Raw genomic sequence first — 22918 nt, 5'->3', positions numbered from 1 at the left:
CAATGCGGACAACGGTCAGCCGGCAGGAGAGCTTTCCTGCCGGTGTCTTTGGTCAAGGTGTCCGGCAAGTCGGGGTGGCGCGCATCCTGAGAGCCGTTTTCGAAGTCTCCTTTGGCGGCTATCGGGAGCGTGGACACACTGTCCCGCACTTCTTGGGATCGGTGACTTGAGCGCCTCAACAAAAAAGACCGGATGTTCTTTTGAGAGACACCCGGGTTCAAAAGTCGTTCGATGTAAGGATCGGGGCTGAGCCTATATAGCCCAAATTCCTAATTGAAGAAGACCGCGGCTGCCGCTCATCTCACAAGTCTATCTGCGCCGAAGGCGTTGGTTGGGGGACACGCCTAAAAACCCGATACACTTGCATTGCGAGCGGCAGCCTTGGTCCGCCTTGCCAAATCAGACATAGATCGCAGACTGGCCGGATCAATTGGCCACTTTTGTCGCAGTCTCCTTGCACCGAGGAAGCTTCGATTTCCTGCGTCCCAGGTGCTGACTGCGAAGCGTGAGACCGTGATCGGACGCGATCGATCACGGAAAGCCGGTGGGGAGTGGTGTGGGCCGTCCAGGGCCTGCGCCAGAGTTTGGGATCGTATGGCTCTTCAACATGGCTCCAAAGGCGAGCATCGTGCAGGTCAAAAACACAACGTCCCGCTGATGGTTTCAAACGTGCTGCAGCTGGAAATATAGTTTAGGGAGCGATCCTGCAGGATCTCGATCACATGCCGGCTGCCGTCGGAACAGGCTGCCGCAACAATGCCGGCGCCGCTGGTCGACTTTCCGAGCACCTTCACACTGGTGACAGAGGGGCAGGCGTGTCCTTCGGACGTGATCACGGCCTGGAAGAGCACCTCCACTGGCTGGGCTAGGCTCGGAAGCGATAGAAGCAAAAGGATTGCAGCCGAGAAACTAAGTGCGCGCATTTCGAGCCTCTTGAGTGCCGGAGGGAAGGAAAACAGCAATAAAAGTGTATTATTCAAAAAATACAATTAAAAAGAGCATTTCCACCTCTCAGGCTTGAGGAAGGTTTACCCCAATTTTTACCCCAACTCTTACCCCGAATTGAATCGCTCAGTTTTATATAAAGCATTGATATATATTATTAAAAAATTTTTCAATAGGCGCTCCATCCGCACCAATACTTAAACAGCAAGCAATTGAGTTCATTATGATACCGGCCTCTGGCCGGCTGTTTATTTGTGAAATCGCGGATTTTACCCCGCAATTTGCCCCAGTTTTACCCCTGATGCGTGTGAGGCGAATACGTGTGGTAGCAACGACCTGTTCATAAAACGCCTCCAAGTGGTGTAACCGGTTGTTGCCAGGTCTCAAGATGGCTGCAGTTATTTGGTCCAGGAGGATCTACCATCCTGTTAATTGCCTATTAGTGCCGAGTTTGACCGTTTGGTATGGCTCCTGTTTGCTTGAACACGTCTAGCTTGTCAGCATCCTCGGCCGATGAAAGCCCGCAATAGTCTGTGATGGCCTCTAGGACTTCTGCGGAGACGGCTCGCAGCTCTTCCATGATTTCCTGGCCGGCGGTTGATTGTGCTGCTAGCCGCGGCCGGGCCGATCGCGAGCGAAAGTCAATCACTTCAAGGGTTCCACGGGTCTCGCGCGCGTTGGAGTAGGCCGCATCAAAATCGTAGAAATATGTCGCTGGGTCTGCAGATCGTTGCGGGACCACTCTCAAATGGCCGAACAGCTGACCGGAGCTGAGTGTCTCGGCGATGTCCCTCGCGCTCGAGAACTCATACCGGAACCGCAAGGGAAGAGCTGTCGAGAGCAGGGCGTTTTCAACATCTGCCTTTAAAAGCCGTTCACAGTCTTCTGGAGATAGTCCCAGATGGTGGAGGGTGACGGATGCCGCCATTTCGGCATCATCAATGAGCGCGCGATGGTCCTTGTCTGAAGCCGGTTCGATCCTGTGCCCCAATCTCGGTACAAAAGCGACCTTTAACGCGTCGAGATTCGGATCGATGACATAAGTGCCGCCGGCAAAATTTTGGTCAACATGGATCTCGCCAGTCCCGCCAAAGACTTTGAGTGCTTCTGCCGCGGCCTCAACATTCAGACACCGGCAGATGACGCCACGCGACGGCTCAAAGGCGATAAACGGACCGCGGTCGAAAAGGCTCAACATTTGTGTCTGGCTCCTTTCGAGGGGGGGGCGACGAAGCGTAGGCGGCTCGCTGGTTTCGGGCTTAGATAATCTGCTTGTATTTATCTTGTCGAGTACCGCATCTGTGTGCAGGTGAACCCGACCTGGCACAGAGGATTATCTTTGGTCGGAGCAACAACGGGTGTCAGGGAAACCGCTCTGTCGGCGCAGTAATTGACGCCGGCTTTGACCTGGGTCCAGCTGTTCGGCCCAGTGGCAAAATTCACGGTGCCTTGTTTCTGCACCAGGGCTTTTGCTTGGCTGCAGGTCATCGACCGGACATCAGGCCGTTGTGTTTGCGCGTCGGCACGCGGGCCTTCCAAGATGATAAAACCCGCCGCGATAAACCCCAAGGTGATGATCCACGGTCCTGTCTTCAAGATTTGTACCCTTTTCGTTTGACTCGGTGCTCTTTTGGTTCTGGCGCAGGTCTCACATATTCCCGACATTGCCGGAACGTTTCCAACCACGAGTGTAGCTAGGGCGCTCCGTTTAAAGGATCCAGCCACCTGCCATATCCCGTCGTGACTGCCGGATACGTTAGCCTGACGTGGTTCTGCTGGTATCGAAGAAAAACAACATTCAATGACCAGCCTGAGACGTTGTTGTGGCGCTTGATGGGGGTGTGCAACGAACACCTGTCATCAGATGGGCCGTGCCATGTACCCGCGCGCCGACACAGTTCCCGATATCGAATAGGAGCTCCCATCCCGCTTCTCGTCAGCGGGACCGCCGTTTGCAAATCTGTAGGTCTTCCTCGATGTGTCTGCGGTAATGGTTGCTCCGACCTCCAGGTTGGTATGATGGTCGCCAAGGTCTTGTCCCATCAACCCGTGCTGGTATTGATCGGCAAGCGTTTCGGGCAGGTCAACCAGCCAGAAATTTGTATCCGATTGGAACGACAGCAGGATTGTGTAAGGATCAATCCCGTGTTCCTTGATCATGACTTCAAGCAAAATGGTGGGGTCGGCAGTTGAAAGACCCAAGGCCGCGCGGACGCGGTCTGGGGCAATTGTATATCTGTAGGCTGGCGGAGCGCGCCGTGGCAGACGGAAAAACAGCGGTGGTTTTTCAAGCAAGCTTGGACACAATGCGCCAACCCTTTCAACGAAGAGTTGACCAATACCGAATTCATCGCCGTGAAAGGCCATCATTTGCTCGGCGGTTTTGTAGGCAACGTGTTCGTGCCCAGCGAAACCGGCAGACGTTTCATCCCCGATCCAAACGTCGTTCTGGTAATCGACATCCAGAAGCGCAAACACGCATCCCGTAATCCCGATGCTGAAATTCCAGGCATGCTCGATGTACCGGCCAGCATCACCGGGGTCAGACACCAATATCTTCAGACCGATGACACCAAATGGAGCCTGGCGCGAGATCATTTTCTCAACCGCGCCATCCTTGATTTCAAGGGATGTAGACGTGTCTCGAAGGTCGATCAGATGGGACTGGAACTCCGCTGCAATTGCATCAATCAGGCGTTCAACACGGCCCTTGCTTGGTGACACATCACTCTCCGGTCTTTGGTCCAACCCGTATTATGTTTTCACAATATAGGGCATTCGATACCTGCCAGTAACTCCTGGCACGAAAGAAAAGGGGTGGTGGAACAGCCGTTTCTCTGAAGACAGCGCCCACTTGAATCGATTTGTCTTTGTTCTCCAGCTTTCCAGTTCTGCAATTTCAGGCGCGCGCATAACGCTGGAAAAGACCCTGGCAGAGCCGGACGAGTTTGAAATGTACATCAATTCTATCGGTCCTCCTCAAACGCAGAGAAGCTTTGTTAACACAAGTCAAGGCACACTCAGGCTGCTTAAGACTGGGGCCGCTTGACCGGCGCAAACTGGTCCGCCTTTGGCAGATCGCACAGCCAAGGTGCCGGTCTGACAAGGAGAAACCCAGCGGAAGACAATCAGGAAACGCCGACGTGACATGGACATGTGAGCAGGTTCTTCAGGATATGAAACACCAGGGGCTGGAGTGCGACCCCAAGGTTTTCCATGTCCTGTTTATCGGTTTGACCGAGCCGGAGTCTGATATCGCCCGTGAGCTGCGCCGCCTGCAGGCCGCAGGAGCGCCCCTGACGGCGCGTGCTGTGGCCTTTCTCTACGATACGTACATTCAGTGCAGCACGAATGCAGACCGCCACAGGACCGTAGTGCAAAGCTCGCAAGCCCGCACACAGGCCATCACAACTTCGGCCAGAACGTCCAATGATCTGATCACTCACTTGGTGACTTGCGCAAAAGCGCAGCCGGGGGAGAATTCCCTTCGGCAAACCACTCTAAAACTGAGTTCCGATCTCGAACAGCATCTCGACAATATCATCACGCAGGCAGAAGCGCTGGATGCCGAATTGCGCGCGTACCAGGCTGAGCTGTTCACTGATGCGCTCACCGGTGTGCCCAATCGAAGGTTCCTGGAAACAGAACTGCCAGCGCGTTTGAATTCAACGGACTTGTCCCTTCACATTGCCCTCATTGATATTGACCATTTTAAGAAAATCAACGACGAGCACGGTCATATTCTCGGCGATCACACAATTCGCGTTGTGGCCAGCCTGATACAAACCCATTTGCGTCCGCAGGACGTCCTTTGCCGATACGGCGGCGAGGAATTCTGTGTTTTGTTTTACAACACCGAACCGGCTGAGTGCCTCTCGCTTCTGGAAAACATCCGGTCGGATATTGCCCGGCGGACCATTTATCACAACCGGACCGGAAAATCCTTTGGTCCGGTCACCATTTCCGCCGGCCTTGCGCGAAGCCTGCCGGGCGACGATCTTGAAACCGCGCTTCATCGGGCCGATGCCCAGATGTATGCCGCCAAGTCAACCGGCCGCAACCGCGTCAGCGCTTGACCGGGCCGCTTACAGCCCGCCAGTTTCTGCAAGCTGCGAGTGCATCTCCCGGGTCCAGTCAATGAGATCAGAAATCTTGCTTACGTTCATGACTTTTCCTCCCTTGGACGTTTTGCAGAGTATCTATCAAACACCCTGAGCCACTCATGGGCTGGTCTAAAATGGTCGACTTAGCCCAGCTTTAGATTTGGGCGGGGCTCCAGCCTTATTGCGATGGCGCCTTCCGCGCGGCCTGGCTTTCCCTGTACCAGACATAAAGGCCTGCTAAGACAATCACCAGGGCGCCCGCATAGGTGAATGCGTCCGGGAACTCTCCAAAAACGATCATGCCCCAAAAGATTGCAAAGAGAAGCCCGAAATAGGTGAAGGGCGCGATTGCACTGGCTTCGGCCACCATCAATGCACGGATCAAGCAGAAATGGCCAAGCGCACCGACACTGCCAACGATTACCATCAAGACGATGGCCGCCGGGTCGGGAGGAACCCAGAAAAACGGGACAATGATGCTGAGAACAACAGAGCCAAAAACTGCCGTGTAGAGCAGGGATGTCCAAGCATCTTCATCCCGGCCGACAAACCGCGTGGTGAGTGCATACCCCGTGTAGGCAATCGCGGCAAAGAGCGGCAGGAGCGCCGCCTCGGAAAACACCTCTGAGCCCGGACGAATGATGATCAGAGCCCCGATCAAGGCGGCGCCGACACCGATCGCCCGGCGGGGGCCAAAGCGCTCGCCCAAAACAAAAGCCGCTCCGACCGTGATCAGGACCGGGTTCAGCGACATGATGGCCGCCGCATTTGCCAGGCCTATGATCACAAACCCAAAGAAGAAAAAGGTCGTGGCGAGCAGAAGGAAGATTGAACGCAGCAGCTGCAATCCCGGATATCCGGTTTTCAGGACGGTCTTTATTCGAGGCGCCACGAGCAAGGCAACCACGACCGTTTGTCCCGCATACCGCGCCCAGATCGCCATAACCGTATCGGTGCGGTGGGCGATCTCCTTGGCCATGGCATCCATGAGGCTGAAGAAGAACATGGTGGCAATCATCAGCAAGATGCCTTGCCCGGCAGAGCCGATTCCGGATTTGATTTTCATGAAGGCCCCAAGACCGGGTTCCGAAGCAGCATTTGTTGACTTATAGAAAACGACATGCCGGACGATACTATATGACCCCATCCAGTTCCAACGGTTCTATAGGCGCCCCGCGGAGGAAGCTGAGTTCAGAATCAATCCTTTACCTTCCTGAGGTTGCCGCACATCTCGGCGGATCTGGGGCAAACACAGCTGCTGTTGTCAGCGGCCAAATGAGCTGATTGAAATGTGGACGAACATGGTAGCTGATCCGACCGCACTTGCTCTTGCCGCTCTCGGCGTTGCCTTGGGCGGTGTTTTGAAGGGGGCGACCGGGGCAGGGGCACCGGTGATTGGCGTGCCAATGCTTGCTCTTGCCTTTGATGTGCCAACGGCCGTCGTGATCTTCTCGGTCCCAAACCTGTTTTCCAACATATGGCAAGTCTGGGCTTATCGGGCGCACCATCTTCCTCGGGCGTTTACCTGGTCCTTTGCACTTTCGGGTCTGGCCGGCACGATTGTCGGAACCTTCCTGCTGGTCGGGCTGTCGCCCCGCATCTTGTCCTATGTCATCGCCTCGGTGGTTTTTCTTTATGTCGGGTTCCGTTTGATGCACCCGCAGTGGCAGCTTGGACTGAAGGCGGCGACAAGGGCCGCGGCGCCTGTTGGTTTGGTTTCCGGGGTTTTGCAGGGTGCCATCGGTATTTCAGCGCCGGTTTCAATATCCTTTCTGAATGCAATGCGGCTTGAGCGGCCCGTTTTCATTGCGACGGTTTCTGCGTTTTTTATCGCGATGGCAGGTGTTCAGATCCCCATGGTGGTTGGATTTGGTCTGATGAACTGGGAGCTGGCGTTGGTCGGCCTCAGTGCTCTGGTATTGATTTTTGCCGCCATGCCTCTTGGATCCGCACTTGGACGCCGGCTGCCGAGGAAAGCGTTTGATTGGCTTTTGCTGGTTGTTCTGACTGTTATTGCGACCGGCCTGCTTATCAGTCCGCCGTGAGTGTATTGCGGCCTTTTGTTCTCTGACCTGCGAACCTGGATCTTTTAGCCCAGCGCCAGTGTTGCCAGTGCCAGTGTTGCCCAGCCAGAGCACTGTTTCGTCTCATAAGCTTCGATGGGCAGCATCCATTCGGGTTTTACACTCGTGAAAGATCCGGCCGGTACACTCGTGCAAACATCCGATGAACGAGAGACAGATGCCGTCTTCCAGTGCTACAGCCCTCGAAATTCACAATCTTCACAAACGCTTCAGGGAGCCGGCCGTCAACGATCTCTCCCTGACTGTGCGAAGTGGCGAGTTCTATGCCCTGTTGGGCCCGAACGGGGCGGGAAAAACCACGACGCTGCGTATGGTGGCTGGACTGCTACAGGCGGATGCCGGAGCTGTCAGGATCTGCGGGATCGACGCACATGCGGACCCGATTGCAGCCAAGCAGGTGCTGGCCTGGGTTCCGGACGAACCGATGGTTTATGACAAACTGACACCGCTCGAATACCTTGAGTTTGTGGCTGGCCTTTGGAACATGCAGCCGGATCTTGCGCGGTTCAAGGCCGATACCCTTCTCGACGCCTTCGGGCTTGCGGCCCAGTCAAATGAACGCTGCGGCGGTTTCTCGAAGGGCATGCGCCAGAAAGTGGCGCTTGCCGGTGCCTTGATCCATGAACCGCGATTGATCATTCTTGACGAACCGCTGACCGGTCTTGATGCAGGGTCTGCGCGGCAAGTGAAGAAGGTGCTTTCCGATCTTGTTGGTCAGGGCGTGTCGATCGTCATGACAACCCATATCCTTGAAGTTGCGGAACGGATGGCCGACCGGATCGGGATTATCGCACGCGGACAGCTGGTTGCCGAAGGAACGTTGGAGGACTTGCGTGAACGCGCGAGTGCCGATGGCAATACTCTGGAGGATATTTTCCTCGAAATCGTGAGTGGTCCGGACGCAGATGGCGACGCACCTGCGCTTCGGAAAGATGACCTTCATGAGAAGGTGGCATGAAAGCGATAGCGGCTCGGTCTGCCCTGGTGCGCTTTTCGCGGCATGAACTGCGGCTGGCTTGGCGTGACTGGGCGTGGGTGTTTTCAGGCTGGCGCAGCACGAGCCTGCGGCGGGCGCTGACCGGCATGAGTGTCTTTTATGCGATCATGCATCTGATCGCCTATGCGTTGCTGTCCTCCCATGTGACGCCTGCCTTTGTGCTCAATCAGACCGCGCTTGCGATGCTCTCGGTCACGGTCCTGCTCAGTTTCACCATGATGCTGTCTCAGGCGATGGAATCGGTAACGCGCGCCTTTTACGCCAGGGACGATCTCGACTTGATCCTTTCTTCCCCCGCGCCCTCCCATGATTTGTTTCTTGTGCGTATCTTCATGATGGCTCTGACAAGCTGGGTGATGTCGGCGCTGGTCATTTCTCCCTTCCTCAATGTTGCGCTGGCGCTTGACGGGATACGGTGGCTTTCCGGCTATGTGGTTCTTCTGGCCGTGTCTTTGACTGCGACCGCAGGAGGGGTGTTGCTCACGCTCGCACTGTTCCAGACCGTCGGGGCACCGCGAACACGCCTGTATGCCCAAATTCTGGCTGCGGTGGTGGGAGCGGCTTTCTTGATCGGAATGCAGGTGGTTGCGATCCTCTCCTTCGGGTCGATGTCCCGGTTTACGCTCTTCGATCCGGCCTTCCTGTCGACCCATGCGCCGGGTTCCGGCTCTGCTTGGTGGTTACCCGCCCACGCTGTGGCTGGGCAAGGCAGTGCCCTGGTACTGATTTTTTCCGGTTCTGCAGCGTTTTTTGCAGTCGGTGCCTGGCTTGGAGCGAACCAGTTCCGCCGCATTGTCGTGTTGGCTCTTGGTGTCACAGAGAAGACCGCGCACGGTGGCACATCTGACCGGGCCTTTCGTGGCTATTCGCCGCTTGGTGCGCTCGTGCAAAAGGAACTCAAGCTGATCGCTCGCGATCCCTGGTTGGTGTCCCAAACATTGATGCAGGTTCTTTATCTGATCCCGCCAGCTGTGATGCTCTGGGTCAGTTTTGGCGAGACCGCCGAGATTTCCGTGATCATTGCACCCGTTGTTGTCATGGCCTTGGGCCAGCTTGCTGGCGGGCTTGCCTGGCTGACCATTTCTGGTGAGGATGCCCCCGACCTGATTGCAACGGCCCCGATCTCAACGTTTACCCGCCTTTGGGCTAAGGTGTTATCCGTGCTGGCGTTAATCGCTGCGATTATAATACCCGTTGCCTCGGCCATGGCACTCGTCTCGGTATGGGGGGCAGTTGTCACCGCCGCTGGCGCCCTGATTGCTGCTGGCAGCGCAATCCTCGTTCAGCTCTGGTTTCGGGGTCAAGCCAAGCGCACCACCTTCCGGCGGCGTCAGGTTGCCTCAAAAGCATCAACGTTCGCAGAGGCCTCTGCCTCCATTTCTTGCGCGGGCGGTACGGCCCTCATTGCTGCAGGCAGCCCTTTGGCGCTTCTGCCCGGTGTTTTGCTCTTATGCGTGCTCTGGATCTCCTGGAGCATCAGTCCGAAACGCAGTTCAGAAATTTAAGGGCTTACTCTTCAGAACCGCTCAGTTTGGCCGGAAACATGATGTGGGATGTCCTGTGCGGCATCCGTTCCCGATGGGGATCTGCATACTTCCGTACGCCGGCCATACGCTGCTTGCTGAGCCCTGCCTGCTACGAGCATTTGTCCAAGGAAATGCCAGATGCAATTTGGGAAACCGACGGCAAGAACCTCCTAATAAGAGGCGTACGTCCATTTCAAAGCACCCGAAGGATCATCGAGACAGACAGGTGATTGAACGAAAAGCCGCTGCGATTCTACGGCATTTCGTTTTGATTGTCAGGGATGTTGTTGCAGCCGTTCAAGATGCGGCGGCAGATCTTGTGCCGTTGGTCATGGAGCCATCGTCCAGGTATGTCTTGAGCTCGGCCAAGGGCATCGGTTTTGAAAAATGATAGCCTTGCAGTGTGTCGCAGCCGAGAGCCGCAAGGCGGTGAGCGTGTTGCGCTGTTTCCACGCCTTCAGCAATCACCTGCAAACCAAGGCTTTGGCCCATTGTGATCGTTGCCGCGACCAGACCTTCTGCAGCCGGGTCCTCGCCGAGGGGGAGGATGATACTCCGGTCGATTTTCAGTGCGTGCGGGCGAACCTGCATGACGCTCTTGATGGATGCATGCCCGGACCCGAAGTCATCAATGTCCAGCTCAAACCCGAGTTCACGGAGTGTATCCAGAGCAACGGGAATGGTGTCGTCACCGTCTTCCAAGGAGACAGACTCCAGGATCTCGAAGGCAACCGGTACCTGCCACCGCTTGAACAGGTGTTGTGCGAACTCCGGAAAGTCCGGATCGATCAAGGTTGAGGATGTCACGTTGAAGGCAAGACGGGGCAGGGCACCTGTCTTGGCAAATAGGGGGCCGAGGTCTTCGGCCGCGCGTGTCATGATTGCAAGGTCAAGGTCGCCGTCGAGGCCCAGTTGATGGGCAATCGGGAAAAACAAGGCTGGTGGGAGAAGGCCAAACTCCGGGTGCTGCCAACGGGCCAGCACTTCAATTCCGGTGACTGCGTGGGTGCGGGCATCGTGCTGGGTTTGATAAAACGGCACAAGTTCCCGGCCTGCAAAGGCCTCGACCAGGTCATCAGCCAGCCGCCGGTCGCGTGAAATGCGTTGTTCAAGCGGTCCGGTAAACACTCTCAAGCTTGCCCGGCCAGCGGCCTTAGCTTCATACAGTGCGGCATCGGCATTCCGAAGGATTTCAGATGGATCATCGCGTGAAATTTCAGCAACAGCGAGCCCGAGGCTTGCGCTGAATACGCATTGTTTGTTTCGATAGAGAATGGGCTCCAGGGTGCGTTCCAACAGACGTTGGCCAATGTCTTCTGCGCGTTCCAATTCTGTGCCTGGAGCACACAGGACAACAAATTCGTCTCCGCCGACACGGGCCACCAGATCGTCTTCCCGGGTTGCGGTCAAAAGCTTGCGGGCAACCGTCTTCAGAACGTGGTCGCCGGCATCATGCCCCAAGACGTCATTGACTTGCTTGAAGCGGTCGAGATCGATCCGGATCACGGCTCGTTCGCCGCGTCCACCGGCAGCTTTCAATGCATGGTCGAGCTTGCGCCGGTTGGCCAGCCCCGTCAGCGCGTCTTCAAGGGACCGGCGCCGGTAATGGGCCTTCGCCGTCTCAAGGTTTTCGGTCAGGTTTTGCAGTTTGCGGTTGGACTGAACGAAGTCACTGACATCGGACCGGATAACAACCTTGTCGCCATGGGCGCTTTCCGTGAGTTTGACTTGGATGTACCGCTCGCCTTGAACAACAAGGCTAACCTGCGAACCGTCCAGTTCCAGCTTACTTCGGAAATCGAGAATGAACTTGTTCCGGTCTTCCTCCGAGATGTCCGGATAATGACCGTGTTCCATGGCATCTTGCAGGATTTCCGCGCCGGTCATACCAATCTTGACCCGCTCGGGGATTGGGTGGGCCAACTTGCGGTACATCTCGTTGCAAGTGACAAGCCGTCGTTTTGAATCAAACACGGCAAATCCATCCGGAATCGCATCCACAGCGGTGGCAAAACGCTCATTGACCTCATTCACGTGCCGTGCGGAAGCAGTGAGCGTGGACCACACCTCGCGCATCGTCCGGGTCAAGAACATCATGATCATGAGCAAAGCGAAGCTGACGAGTAACGTGCCCCCGATGACCAGGTTGACGATCCGATCCTCAATCGTCTGAACCTGAGCATGAAAACTGGCGCTGTCTGCCATCATTTTTTCAAGCGCCGCCTTGATTTCAAGACCTTGGGCAAAGCGGCTGCTTTGTTCTGAGTGGCGTGCAAGAGGAGCCGCGCGCATGAGTTCCAGCTGCGCGATGAGATCGTCGGTCCTGGCCACCTCAGCCCTGCACATGGCGAACGCGGCGCCTGCACCAAGCCGTTTAACCACCTCATATTCAGGGACAGTCAGATTCTGCGTACACCAAAGCGCTTCCGCGCGCGCACTTGAGAGTGAATCAACAAGTTGGCCGATGTCCGAATCCCGAAGAATCGGCGATTGGACAACAAGGTCGTGGGCTTGTTTGATGTGCAGAAAATGCTGGAAGTTGCGCGCGCGATATTCGCCAGCCAGATAGAGATAATTGTAGCCCAGAAATGAGACGATCATGGACATCATCAATAGTCCGATAGCGATCGCTGGCGCAGCCCGTTTGGTCTCGCTTGGAGCGCCCTCAGAGGCTGGTCCCCTCAGGAAATCTCCGGTCTGGTCATCGGTACTTAAACTGTCTCGCATTCGTAGTCTGGCGCGCCCCCGGTTGCGTTGTTGGACGTTTTCTCGCCCTTCCGCAAAGTCAGAGATATCGCGTAAAGATATAAAAAAGCGTTTCCTTCCAGTGATGTGCGGGAAAATGTCAAAATACTTCTCACCGAAACCGCAAGTATTTTTTGGTCAAAATCACTGACGACTGGTCCAGCACTGAGTATGATCTGGCGCAAGCCGATCGGTTGCAGGAACAGAGCCTTAGGCAAGCAATGCAATCACCGGTAGTTAACAAGAACTCTTAGTGGGGCACCATGTCTGACATCCCAGTGGTACTTTTGCATGGCACGAATGCTGGGCCCTGGACGATGGCGCCCCTCAAAAAGTTCTTTGAAGAAGCTGGCTTTGCATGTTATGCGCCGACATACCGGTTCCATGACCTTGCGGACGGCGAAGAGCGCCGGAAAGCACTGATTGGAACCAGTATTCAAGACTACGTCTCGGATACCGTTGAATTCATCCGAACGCTCGACAGGCCGCCCATCGTCATCGGGCACTCCCTTGGCGGGCTGATCGCGCAAATTCTGTCCGGACGCGGTCTGATCGAGGCAGGTGTTCTGATCAACAGCAGCATCATGGCAGGCACAACACCGACCACGGACATGGAACGTGCCCTCGGCAAGATGTTTATGTCGGCCGGTGCCTTTTGGCAGGAGGCTCCAGGTCAGGACTTTGAATTGCTTGCGGCCTATGGTTTGAACACCATGCCGGAAATTCAGCAGCACGAAATATGTGACCGTTTGAGCACTGAATCGGGAGAGGTTTTGTTTGAGCTGTTTTTCTGGATGTATGATCAGAAACAGGCAACGCAGGTGGTGTTTGATGGGCGAAATGCACCAATGCTCTTCCTGACAGGGGGAGAAGACAAGGTCGTCCCGCCATCAACGGCCCGTCAGATGGCGGCGCGGTATGGCGATTTGGCCACTGTTCAAGAGTATCCTGGTAAATGCCACTACATGCAGCTCGAAGACGGATGGCAGGAGCTCGCGTCAAACAGTCTGGTGTGGATCCGGGAAACAGTTTCCCGCAAGAATATCTAGATCCGGACCCGGTTCGCTTTTTGGTGCGAACCTTGCGCTTTAGACCCAATTTCCCGGCTCCACCCTTGACACTTTCACCCCCAACCTTTATCGCGCTCCCATCGTGCGTCTTGGGTTCCGCCCAAGGCGAGCGCTGCTATTTGCAATGCTCCTGCAAAAAGGGGAGTGGGCGGCGCGGCACACGGAAATTTTGATAATCAACACCTCCGGGGCGGATTGCCGCTCAGGACCGAGGACGAAGCAAAACCCATGCAGGTAACCGAAACCCTCGCTGAGGGCCTCAAGCGCGAGCTGAAGATTGACATTCCGGCCGGCGATCTGGCTGTGAAGCTCGATGACTATCTGAACGACATGAAGTCCAAGGCCAACATCAAGGGCTTCCGTCCGGGCAAGGTGCCGGTCGCGCACCTGAAGAAGATGTATGGCCGTCAAGCCATGGCCGAAATCCTGTCAAACACCATCCAGGAAACCACGCAAAAGGCTGTTGAAGAGCGTTCCGAGCGCCCGGCGCTGACACCGGAAATCGATCTTCCGGAAGAAGACGCTGAGAAGATCCTGGCCGGCGATGCCGATCTGTCTTTCAAGATGACCTACGACGTACTGCCGGACTTTGAAATCGTCGATTTTGGCGGTTTTGAAATCGAGCGTCCGGTTGTCGAGATCGCGGAAGAAGAAGTCGACACTCAGGTCTCTGACATCGCCAAGAACAATACCCCGTTCGAAGCCAAGGATGGCGCTGCTGAAGACGGCGACCGCGTCACCATGTCTTACCTCGGCAAAATCGACGGCGAGCCGTTCGAAGGCGGCGCGGACGAAAACGGCCAGCTGGTTCTGGGCTCCGGTCAGTTCATCCCGGGTTTTGAAGATCAGCTGATCGGCGCGAAGGCCGGCGACGAGAAAGTCGTTGAAGTGACTTTCCCGGAAGAGTATCCGGCAGCACACCTTGCCGGCAAAGCCGCGACGTTCGACGTCGTTGTGAAAGAAGTCGGCGCGCCGGGTGAGGCTGCGATCGACGATGAATTCGCAAAAGGTCTTGGCCTTGAGTCGCTCGACAAGCTGAAAGAAATCGTCCGGGGCCAGATCGAAGGTCAGTTTGGTCAGATGACCCGCCAGCGTGTCAAGCGTCAGCTTCTCGACAAGCTGGACGAGCACTATTCCTTTGAACTGCCGGAAAAACTGCTGGAATCTGAGTTCCAGATCGTTTGGCAGCAAGTTGAAGAGGACATGAAGCGCAACGAGAAGACCTTCGAAGACGAAGACACGACGGAAGAAGAGGCGAAAGCGGAGTACCGCAAGATCGCCGAACGCCGTGTTCGTCTGGGGCTTGTTCTGTCCGAAATCGGTGAGAAGAACAACATCCAGGTCACCGACGAGGAAATGCAGCGCGCGCTTTATGACCGCGTCCGCCAGTTCCCGGGCCAGGAGCAGCAGGTGTTCGAATTCTACAAGAACAACCAGCAGGCCTTGGCGTCTCTGCGCGCTCCGATCTACGAGGAAAAAGTCGTCGACTTCATGCTCGAGCTTGCCAAGGTGACCGACAAGACGGTGACCAAGGAAGAGCTGGAGAAGCTTGTTGCCGAGGACGAAGACGCCGCTTGACGGTGAGTTTTTCCCGGATAATCAACAGATGCGGCGGCAACTTTAACTTTGCTTTCATGCCGCATCTGCGATGACTTTGCGTTGAGGGCGGCATCCCTATATATGGGGGTGTCGCTTTTTTCGAGTCAGGCCTTGGAACGATGCGCTTGCAAGGCCTGTTTCCAGCCCAAATCCTGGGTAACATCTCAAGCATATGGATGAGGTATGAAGGATCCTGTCGATATCTACATGAACACTCTCGTGCCGATGGTTGTCGAGCAGACAAACCGGGGCGAGCGGGCCTTCGATATCTACTCGCGCTTGCTGAAGGAGCGCATCATCTTCCTGACCGGTCCGGTCGAAGATCACATGGCAACCTTGGTCAGTGCGCAGCTGCTTTATCTGGAAGCGGAAAACCCGTCCAAGGAAATCGCGATCTACATCAACTCGCCTGGCGGCTTGGTGACGTCAGGTTTGGCGATCTATGACACGATGCAGTTCATACGCCCGTCGGTTTCAACGCTCTGCATTGGTCAAGCGGCCTCCATGGGATCTCTGCTTCTGGCCGCGGGTGAGAAAGACATGCGCTTCATTCTGCCGAATGCGCGGGTGATGGTTCACCAGCCGTCCGGCGGTTTCCGTGGTCAGGCAGCCGATATCATGCTGCACGCTCAGGAAATCCTGGCGATGAAGCGCCGGCTGAATGAAATCTACGTGAAGCATACAGGCCGCAGTCTTGATGAAGTCGAAGAGGCGCTGGAGCGCGACAACTTCATGACAGCTGAAAAGTCAAAGGAATTCGGCATTGTCGACAATGTCATCACCGACCGGACCAGCCTGGGTGGTGAAGACGAGTCGAAAGGATAAGGATTTTTGCGGAAGGCCATGGGTTGAAAATCCGTGGCTTTCCCGGGAGAATCCCAGAGTATTCCAAGGTTTCCACCTTCGCCTTAAACCTATATTGATTTTTACCGGCGAAGCATGGTGACATCGTATAGGAAAGTGCGGCACCTTAGGCGCCTAAAACTTTCAAACCGGGAGCCTCAATTTGGCCTCACCCGGAGAGATAAGGGGTTAAGCACCCCAAAAACGCGAGGTTGACTACATGACCAAGGCCAGCGGCAGCGATTCAAAGAATACGCTCTACTGCTCCTTCTGCGGCAAAAGCCAGCACGAAGTCCGCAAGCTGATCGCCGGCCCGACTGTTTTCATTTGCGATGAATGTGTCGAGCTGTGCATGGATATCATCCGCGAGGAGAATAAATCCTCGCTGGTTAAGTCCCGGGACGGGATCCCGACTCCTCAGGAAATTCGCGATGTTCTCGATGATTACGTTATCGGGCAGGGCAGTGCGAAGAAGGTCCTGTCGGTCGCCGTTCACAACCACTACAAGCGTCTGAACCACGCCTCCAAGAACAACGATGTTGAGCTTGCAAAGTCCAACATCCTTCTGGTCGGACCGACCGGTTGCGGCAAGACACTGCTTGCGCAGACGCTCGCCCGGATTCTGGATGTGCCGTTCACAATGGCGGACGCAACGACCCTGACCGAAGCCGGTTACGTCGGTGAAGACGTCGAGAACATCATCCTCAAGCTCCTGCAGTCCGCGGACTACAACGTGGAACGCGCGCAGCGCGGCATCGTCTACATTGACGAGATCGACAAGATCAGCCGGAAGGCCGACAACCCGTCGATCACCCGTGATGTGTCCGGTGAGGGCGTGCAGCAGGCCCTTTTGAAGATCATGGAAGGCACCGTGGCTTCCGTCCCGCCGCAGGGCGGCCGCAAGCATCCGCAGCAGGAATTCCTGCAAGTGGACACGACCAACATGCTGTTCATCTGTGGCGGTGCGTTTGCTGGTTTGGACAAGATCATCTCCGATCGTGGCACCCAAACCTCCATCGGTTTCCAGGCACAGGTTCATGCGCCGGAAGACCGCCGGATCGGCGAGCTGTTCTCCGAGCTGGAACCGGAAGATCTCTTGAAGTTCGGCCTGATTCCGGAATTTGTCGGGCGTCTGCCGGTCATCGCGACTCTGGAAGACCTCGATGAAGATGCGTTGATCACCATCCTGACGGAGCCGAAAAACGCGCTGGTCAAGCAGTATCAGCGTCTGTTCGAGATGGAACAGGTTGAACTGTCGTTCCATGAAGATGCGCTGCGCGCGATTGCCAACAAGGCGATCGAGCGGAAAACCGGTGCTCGTGGGCTTCGGTCCATCCTTGAGTCCATTCTGCTTGACACAATGTACGAGCTGCCGGGTCTGAAGGGCGTCAAGGAAGTCGTTATTTCTCCGGAAGTGGTCAAGGGTGAAGCGCGTCCGCTTTACATCTACGAGGACCGTGAAGAAACCTCAGCGACAAGTGCGTAAGCTAGCGGCAAGCGCATAACGTTATCGTCATACAGATGCCGCTCTGAGAGGAGCGGCATTTTGCTTTTTGCACACCTGATTTTGTTCGAGGTGCGTTATCCACTGCGCTGGTGAGTCGTCAACAGACAAGTCACTTTGTTAATGTTTGATCGCCTTGACACCAGCCTGACAGGTAGCCACCTAATAGGACGTAAGGACGGCTTGTGCGGATCGTCAACGCGCCCAATAGGGGTGTTGCGGTCCGGCCCTCGGCAAACAACCGCCGAAAGCCGTTTTCCAGTGTCTCTGGCTGCCTTTATTTGTGAGTGGGGCCGGAACACGCCGAGAAAGGAAAAAGAATGAGCGACGCAGAAATCCGCGCCACTGATCCGGACAGTACGTCTGTGTATCCTGTATTGCCCCTGCGCGATATTGTCGTCTTCCCGCACATGATCGTTCCGCTGTTTGTGGGTCGTGAGAAGTCGATCAAGGCGCTTGAAGAGGTGATGACCACCGACAAGCACATTCTTCTGGCGACCCAGATGAATGCCGCCGACGACGATCCGAATCCGGACCAGATCTACAACGTTGGTACGCTGGCAACCGTGTTGCAGCTGCTGAAACTGCCGGACAACACTGTGAAGGTGCTTGTCGAGGGCGGTGCCCGCGCGCAAATCGGTAACTATTCCGACCGGACCGACTATTTCGAAGCAACCGCGACCGTTCTGCCTGAAAAAGACGGTGAGAACATCGAGGTCGAGGCTCTGGCCCGCTCCGTGGTTGCCGAGTTTGAAAACTATGTGAAGCTGAACAAGAAAGTGTCGCCGGAAGTGCTCGGTGCGGTCAATCAGATCGACGATTACTCCAAACTGGCTGACACGATCGCTTCTCACCTGGCGATCAAAATCCCTGAAAAGCAGGAAATTCTTGGCGTCGTCTCCGTCGCTGAGCGTCTTGAGCGCGTCCTTGGCATGATGGAAAGCGAGATTTCCGTCCTGCAGGTGGAAAAACGCATCCGCTCCCGCGTCAAGCGTCAGATGGAGAAGACCCAGCGCGAGTACTACCTGAATGAGCAAATGAAGGCCATTCAAAAAGAACTCGGTGACAGCGAGGACGGCAAGGACGAAGTTGCCGAACTCGAAGAGAAGATCAAAAAGACCAAGCTGACCAAGGAGGCGCGCGAACGCGCTGCGGCCGAGATCAAGAAGTTGAAACAGATGAGCCCGATGTCCGCGGAAGCGACCGTCGTGCGCAATTATCTGGACTGGCTGATCGGCATTCCGTGGTCGAAGAAGTCCAAGGTCAAGCACGACCTGAGCTTTGCCGAGACGGTTCTTGATACCGATCACTACGGCCTTGAAAAGGTCAAGGAGCGGATCGTCGAGTATCTTGCCGTCCAGAGCCGGGCGAACAAGCTGCGTGGCCCGATCCTCTGCCTTGTCGGCCCTCCAGGTGTCGGTAAGACCTCGCTCGGAAAGTCGATTGCCAAGGCGACAGGCCGCGAATTTGTCCGTATGTCGCTCGGCGGTGTGCGTGATGAGGCTGAAATCCGCGGGCACCGGCGGACCTACATCGGCTCCATGCCGGGCAAGGTCATTCAGTCGATGAAAAAGGCCAAGAAGTCCAATCCGCTCTTCCTGCTCGATGAAATCGACAAGATGGGCATGGATTTCCGCGGTGACCCGTCATCCGCGCTGCTTGAGGTGCTGGATCCGGAACAGAACTCCTCCTTCATGGACCACTATCTGGAGGTTGAATACGACCTTTCGGATGTGATGTTCGTGACTACGGCGAACACTTTGAACATACCGGGCCCGCTGATGGACCGTATGGAGATCATTCGGATCGCCGGGTACACGGAAGAGGAGAAGGTGGAGATCTGCCGCCGTCACCTTATTCCGAAAGCGGAGAAGGATCATGGTCTGAAAGACGGCGAGTTCTCCATCGAAGACGATGCGTTGCAGTTTGTGGTGCGCCGCTACACCCGTGAAGCCGGTGTGCGGAACCTTGAGCGCGAAATGGCGACCCTGGCCCGGAAAGCGGTCAAGGACATCCTGATGAGCGACAAGGAAAGCATCACGGTGACCCAGGAGATCGTTGAGGAATATCTCGGCGTTCCGCGCTACCGTTACGGGGAAGCCGAGCTGGAAGACCAGGTTGGTGTGGTCACCGGTCTTGCCTGGACGGAAGTCGGTGGTGAGCTTCTCACCATCGAGGGCCTCATGATGCCGGGCAAGGGTAAGATGACAGTCACCGGCAACTTGAAGGATGTGATGAAGGAGTCCATTTCGGCAGCGGCGTCTTATGTTCGCTCCCGCTCGATCGACTTCGGCATCGAGCCGCCGCTCTTTGAGAAGAGGGACATTCACGTCCACGTTCCGGAAGGAGCGACACCGAAGGACGGTCCCTCTGCTGGTATTGCCATGGCAACGGCCGTGATCTCCACCATGACCGGCATTCCGGTGCGCCGTGATGTCGCCATGACGGGTGAAATTACCCTGCGAGGACGTGTCCTGCCAATCGGCGGTCTGAAGGAAAAACTCCTTGCGGCGCTGCGTGGCGGCATCAAGCTGGTGATGATCCCGGAAGACAATGCCAAGGACCTGGCGGACATCCCGGACAGCGTGAAAAACTCGCTGGAGATTATTCCGGTTTCCGGCATGGATGAGGTGCTCAAGCATGCTCTGACACGCCAGCCGGAGGCCATCGAATGGGATGAAAGCGCTGCGGAAAATGCAACCAAGGCGAGTGCTTCTGATGATGACACAACAGGTGTCGTCGCCCACTAATCCGCCCTTGACATTTGCGAAACAGTCAAGCCCCGGGAAAACCGGGGCTTTTCTTTTGAATAAATGGTCAAAACGGCTGTTTTCTGCGAAAAAACCACTTGCGTTTCGGCTCAAATCTCGCGAGTTTCGCGCAACGGCGCTGACAGGAATCGTCGGCATACGTCCGTTTCTTAGAAAGGTATCTGCTATGAATAAGAACGATCTGATCGCAGCTGTCGCAGAAAAGACCGGCCTGACAAAGGCACAGGCAGGCGAAGCAGTTGACGCAAGCTTTGAAGCTGTCACTGAGACGCTGAAAGGCGGCGGCGAAGTCCGCATCATCGGTTTTGGTAACTTCACCGTTTCCGAACGGGCTGCGACCGAAGGCCGGAACCCGCGGACAGGCGAAACGATCCAGATCCCGGCTTCTAAGACGCCGAAATTCAAGGCCGGCAAAGGCCTGAAGGACGCTGTGAACTCCTAATTTCGAGTTTGCATCGGTCCAAGGACTGAAAAGACCCCGTTTTCGAGATGTCGAGAGCGGGGTTTTTTGTTGTGTTTCATTGAGAACGGGTCAGACCAGGGCACTCATGCCGCCAGATGTGAGCCGCATAAGGCCAAACAAAATGGGCCGGTCCAGTTGGTCATCCACAGGCAGAAACGCCCCTGGCACTTTTTTGGAAATTAGGTCTTGCCAAGGAGAGAGGGAGCCCATAAAAGGCATCTCACCTCGTTGAGGGCGATTAGCTCAGTTGGTAGAGCGCTTCGTTTACACCGAAGATGTCGGGAGTTCGAGTCTCTCATCGCCCACCATTTTCCTGCTCCATTTATTCGAATATCACCTCCACGGTGTTTTGACCTGTGCTGAGCAGCCGTTTATTTGTCGTGACAATTCATGCGTAATTTTGGCAGCTGCCTTGGCTTGCCACCGGTTTTCCCGTGTCTTAGCAATTACTCTTCTCAGGAAAGATGCACTGTGTGCATAAATTGCTGGCGTTTGGCAGGGGAATGTGTGTATCAGAAACTTAGACGGCAAAATATAAAGTCACGATAAGTCAGAAAATTACGCCATGCTCTCGATCGGAATTCTCAAACTCCTTGGAGCGGTTATGCTGCTCCTTTATGCCGTCCGGATGGTACGGACCGGGTTTGAGAGGGTGTCTGGCCCAAGCATTCGGCGCACGATCGGGCGCGCGTCCGCAAATCCGTTGATTGGCATTGCCTCCGGTGGGGTGGTTGCAATCCTGCTTCAAAGCGCGACAGCTGTTGCCATGTTGACAGCCGGATTTGCCAGCTCGGGCTTCATGTCGACATCGGCCGGTCTTGCGATCCTTGTGGGTGCGGACCTGGGCTCCGCGCTCGTGGTTCAGTTCTTGTCGTTTGATCTGAGCTGGCTGATCCCATTGCTGCTCGCAATCGGTGCCTGGTCGTTCCTGAAGCTTCCATCGCGAACCGCGAAGCAAATTGGCCGGATTCTGATTGGCATAGCCTTGGTCCTGATCGCGCTCCAGATGATTGCAGAGGCGACGGAGCCTTTGAAGCAGGCATCCTTTATGCCGGCGGTCGCAGCGCATCTTGCTGCAGATCCTGTGACGGCGTTGCTGGTCGGTGCCCTCCTGGCTTTTCTGGTTCACTCAAGCGTGGCTGCCATCTTGATGATTGCGACCGTTGCGGACCAGGCCGGTCTGCCCATGATGGCAGCTGTACCGCTGATCCTGGGCGCAAATGTCGGTGCCGGATTGGTGGCTGTCTGGCTGACCCGCGGCCTTGAGCAAAAGTCACGCCTGCTTCCGATCGGCAATTTCCTGTTCCGGACGGGCGGCGCGATTGCAGCGCTGTTGGCCTTCGTAGCGCTCGACGAGCTGCCGCTGGTTCCATTGTTTGGCAGCAGTCCGGGCGCGCAACTGGTTGCCCTGCATGTGCTCTTCAACATGGCGCTTGTGATCGTCTGTTTGCCGCTTCTCAAGCCGGTCGCATGGATCTTGGACATGTTCGCTGCCACGTCTACAGAGCGTGAAACCGAAGGGTTTGCCGAACAGAGCAGCGCCCTGGACAAAAATGTCCTGTCGTCGCCGCGCCTGGCGCTGGCCAGTGCGACACGCGAGCTGTTGCGCATGGGGGAGGTGGTGGAAGCCATGGCGGCTCCGGTCATGCTGATGCTGGAGCGCGGTGATCCGGAAGCCATCGAGCGCCTCCAGAAGCGCGATGCGGTGGTGAACAAGATCCATGGAGACATCAAGCTCTATGTTGCCGAAATGAGTCGGAACGAGCTGAAACAGGAAGATGCCGAGCGCAGCATTGAGCTTGTCAGCTTCTCGGTGAACCTGGAGCGGGCAGGGGACCTAGTGTCAAAGAACCTTTATGCTCTGGCTCTGGAAATGCGCGAACGGGATTTGCGGTTTTCTGAAGAGGGGCTCAGGGAGCTGTCGGACATGCACAGCCGCGTGATAGCGAACATGCATCTTTCCATGAATGTGCTCGTGTCCGGTGATGCGGAATCCGCACGGGAGCTGATCGCGGAAAAAGACCGGATGCGGGAAATGGAAAAGATCAGCCACGCCCGGCATCTTGAGCGACTGACATCCGGGACGCCCGACAGCCTTGGGTCCAGCAATGCGCATCTTGAAGTCATTCGCAGCCTGAAGGACATCAACGCGCTCTTTGCAGCGGTGGCTGTGCCGATCCTTGCTGAAAAAGGGCAGCTGCGGAACACGCGCCTTGTTCCTGCAGAATAAGTCTCACTCGATTGATCCAATTGTACACAAACTGTGTT

At 55.9% G+C, this 22918-nt stretch carries 17 protein-coding genes and 1 tRNA gene; 13 read left to right on the top strand and 5 right to left on the bottom strand.

Translation table 11 applies throughout. From position 1 onward, the window contains the following. Positions 1-2: 2 nt before the first annotated feature. Positions 3-170, top strand: a complete 168-nt coding sequence (locus tag ACQY4Z_RS01275; RefSeq protein WP_428525957.1) for a hypothetical protein — start codon at positions 3-5, stop codon at positions 168-170. A gap of 465 nt (positions 171-635) precedes the next feature. On the opposite strand, the gene ACQY4Z_RS01270 is transcribed toward ACQY4Z_RS01275, so the two are convergent. The 3 genes from ACQY4Z_RS01270 to ACQY4Z_RS01260 all read right to left on the bottom strand — a co-directional run bounded on the left by ACQY4Z_RS01270 (position 636) and on the right by ACQY4Z_RS01260 (position 3669). Continuing rightward, positions 636-923 carry a hypothetical protein gene (locus ACQY4Z_RS01270; protein ID WP_428525955.1) on the bottom strand — a complete coding sequence of 96 codons (288 nt, stop codon included), beginning with the start codon at positions 921-923 and terminating at the stop codon, positions 636-638. A gap of 461 nt (positions 924-1384) precedes the next feature. Then, the gene (locus tag ACQY4Z_RS01265) at positions 1385-2143 is read right to left on the bottom strand and encodes a hypothetical protein (RefSeq protein WP_428525953.1); all 759 of its coding nucleotides are present in this window, start codon (positions 2141-2143) and stop codon (positions 1385-1387) included. A gap of 662 nt (positions 2144-2805) precedes the next feature. Further along, positions 2806-3669 (bottom strand): hypothetical protein, encoded by an 864-nt coding sequence (locus tag ACQY4Z_RS01260; protein WP_428525951.1) that lies wholly within the window; start codon positions 3667-3669, stop codon positions 2806-2808. Positions 3670-4088: 419 nt separating this feature from the next. Between ACQY4Z_RS01260 and ACQY4Z_RS01255 the strand changes: the two genes are divergently transcribed. Further along, positions 4089-5021 carry a GGDEF domain-containing protein gene (locus ACQY4Z_RS01255; protein WP_428525949.1) on the top strand — a complete coding sequence of 311 codons (933 nt, stop codon included), beginning with the start codon at positions 4089-4091 and terminating at the stop codon, positions 5019-5021. 205 nt (positions 5022-5226) lie between these two features. On the opposite strand, the gene ACQY4Z_RS01250 is transcribed toward ACQY4Z_RS01255, so the two are convergent. Continuing rightward, positions 5227-6114, bottom strand: coding sequence for a DMT family transporter (locus ACQY4Z_RS01250; protein WP_428525947.1), 888 nt, complete (start codon positions 6112-6114; stop codon positions 5227-5229). Between the two features lie 235 nt (positions 6115-6349). On the opposite strand from ACQY4Z_RS01250, the gene ACQY4Z_RS01245 reads away from it, so the two are divergent. From ACQY4Z_RS01245 to ACQY4Z_RS01235, 3 genes are all read left to right on the top strand, one after another. Then, positions 6350-7093, top strand: a complete 744-nt coding sequence (locus ACQY4Z_RS01245; RefSeq protein WP_428525945.1) for a sulfite exporter TauE/SafE family protein — start codon at positions 6350-6352, stop codon at positions 7091-7093. Between the two features lie 181 nt (positions 7094-7274). Continuing rightward, on the top strand, positions 7275-8090 hold the full coding sequence (locus ACQY4Z_RS01240) for an ABC transporter ATP-binding protein (protein WP_428525943.1): 816 nt from the start codon (positions 7275-7277) through the stop codon (positions 8088-8090). Further along, positions 8087-9634, top strand: coding sequence for a permease (locus ACQY4Z_RS01235; RefSeq protein WP_428525941.1), 1548 nt, complete (start codon positions 8087-8089; stop codon positions 9632-9634). Before ACQY4Z_RS01240 ends, ACQY4Z_RS01235 begins: the two co-directional genes overlap by 4 nt. 318 nt (positions 9635-9952) lie before the next feature. Here ACQY4Z_RS01235 and ACQY4Z_RS01230 read toward each other — a convergent pair whose 3' ends face one another. Continuing rightward, positions 9953-12382: a putative bifunctional diguanylate cyclase/phosphodiesterase gene (locus ACQY4Z_RS01230; RefSeq protein WP_428525939.1), complete on the bottom strand. Its 2430-nt coding sequence runs from the start codon at positions 12380-12382 to the stop codon at positions 9953-9955. A gap of 281 nt (positions 12383-12663) precedes the next feature. On the opposite strand from ACQY4Z_RS01230, the gene ACQY4Z_RS01225 reads away from it, so the two are divergent. From ACQY4Z_RS01225 to ACQY4Z_RS01190, 8 genes are all read left to right on the top strand, one after another. Further along, complete coding sequence (locus ACQY4Z_RS01225) at positions 12664-13449, top strand: alpha/beta hydrolase (protein ID WP_428525937.1); 786 nt, start codon at positions 12664-12666, stop codon at positions 13447-13449. Between the two features lie 249 nt (positions 13450-13698). Next, positions 13699-15048 (top strand): trigger factor, encoded by a 1350-nt coding sequence (gene tig, locus ACQY4Z_RS01220; RefSeq protein WP_428525935.1) that lies wholly within the window; start codon positions 13699-13701, stop codon positions 15046-15048. A 204-nt stretch (positions 15049-15252) separates the two neighbouring features. After that, positions 15253-15894 carry an ATP-dependent Clp protease proteolytic subunit gene (locus ACQY4Z_RS01215; protein ID WP_428525933.1) on the top strand — a complete coding sequence of 214 codons (642 nt, stop codon included), beginning with the start codon at positions 15253-15255 and terminating at the stop codon, positions 15892-15894. 238 nt (positions 15895-16132) lie between these two features. Further along, positions 16133-17398 (top strand): ATP-dependent Clp protease ATP-binding subunit ClpX, encoded by a 1266-nt coding sequence (gene clpX, locus ACQY4Z_RS01210; protein ID WP_133950095.1) that lies wholly within the window; start codon positions 16133-16135, stop codon positions 17396-17398. A gap of 338 nt (positions 17399-17736) precedes the next feature. Then, on the top strand, positions 17737-20166 hold the full coding sequence (gene lon, locus ACQY4Z_RS01205; protein WP_428525931.1) for an endopeptidase La: 2430 nt from the start codon (positions 17737-17739) through the stop codon (positions 20164-20166). A gap of 187 nt (positions 20167-20353) precedes the next feature. Then, complete coding sequence (locus tag ACQY4Z_RS01200; protein WP_008192569.1) at positions 20354-20629, top strand: HU family DNA-binding protein; 276 nt, start codon at positions 20354-20356, stop codon at positions 20627-20629. 253 nt (positions 20630-20882) lie between these two features. Continuing rightward, positions 20883-20958: transfer RNA gene (locus ACQY4Z_RS01195), tRNA-Val, on the top strand. 257 nt (positions 20959-21215) lie between these two features. Further along, positions 21216-22880 (top strand): Na/Pi cotransporter family protein, encoded by a 1665-nt coding sequence (locus tag ACQY4Z_RS01190; RefSeq protein ID WP_428525929.1) that lies wholly within the window; start codon positions 21216-21218, stop codon positions 22878-22880. Positions 22881-22918: the final 38 nt, after the last annotated feature.

It is taken from the genome of Roseibium sp., from assembly GCF_965276855.1.
Classification (GTDB): Bacteria; Pseudomonadota; Alphaproteobacteria; order Rhizobiales; family Stappiaceae; genus Roseibium.
The sequence above is the reverse complement of the archived record's forward strand: the minus strand, read 5'-3'. Positions and strand labels throughout refer to the sequence as shown.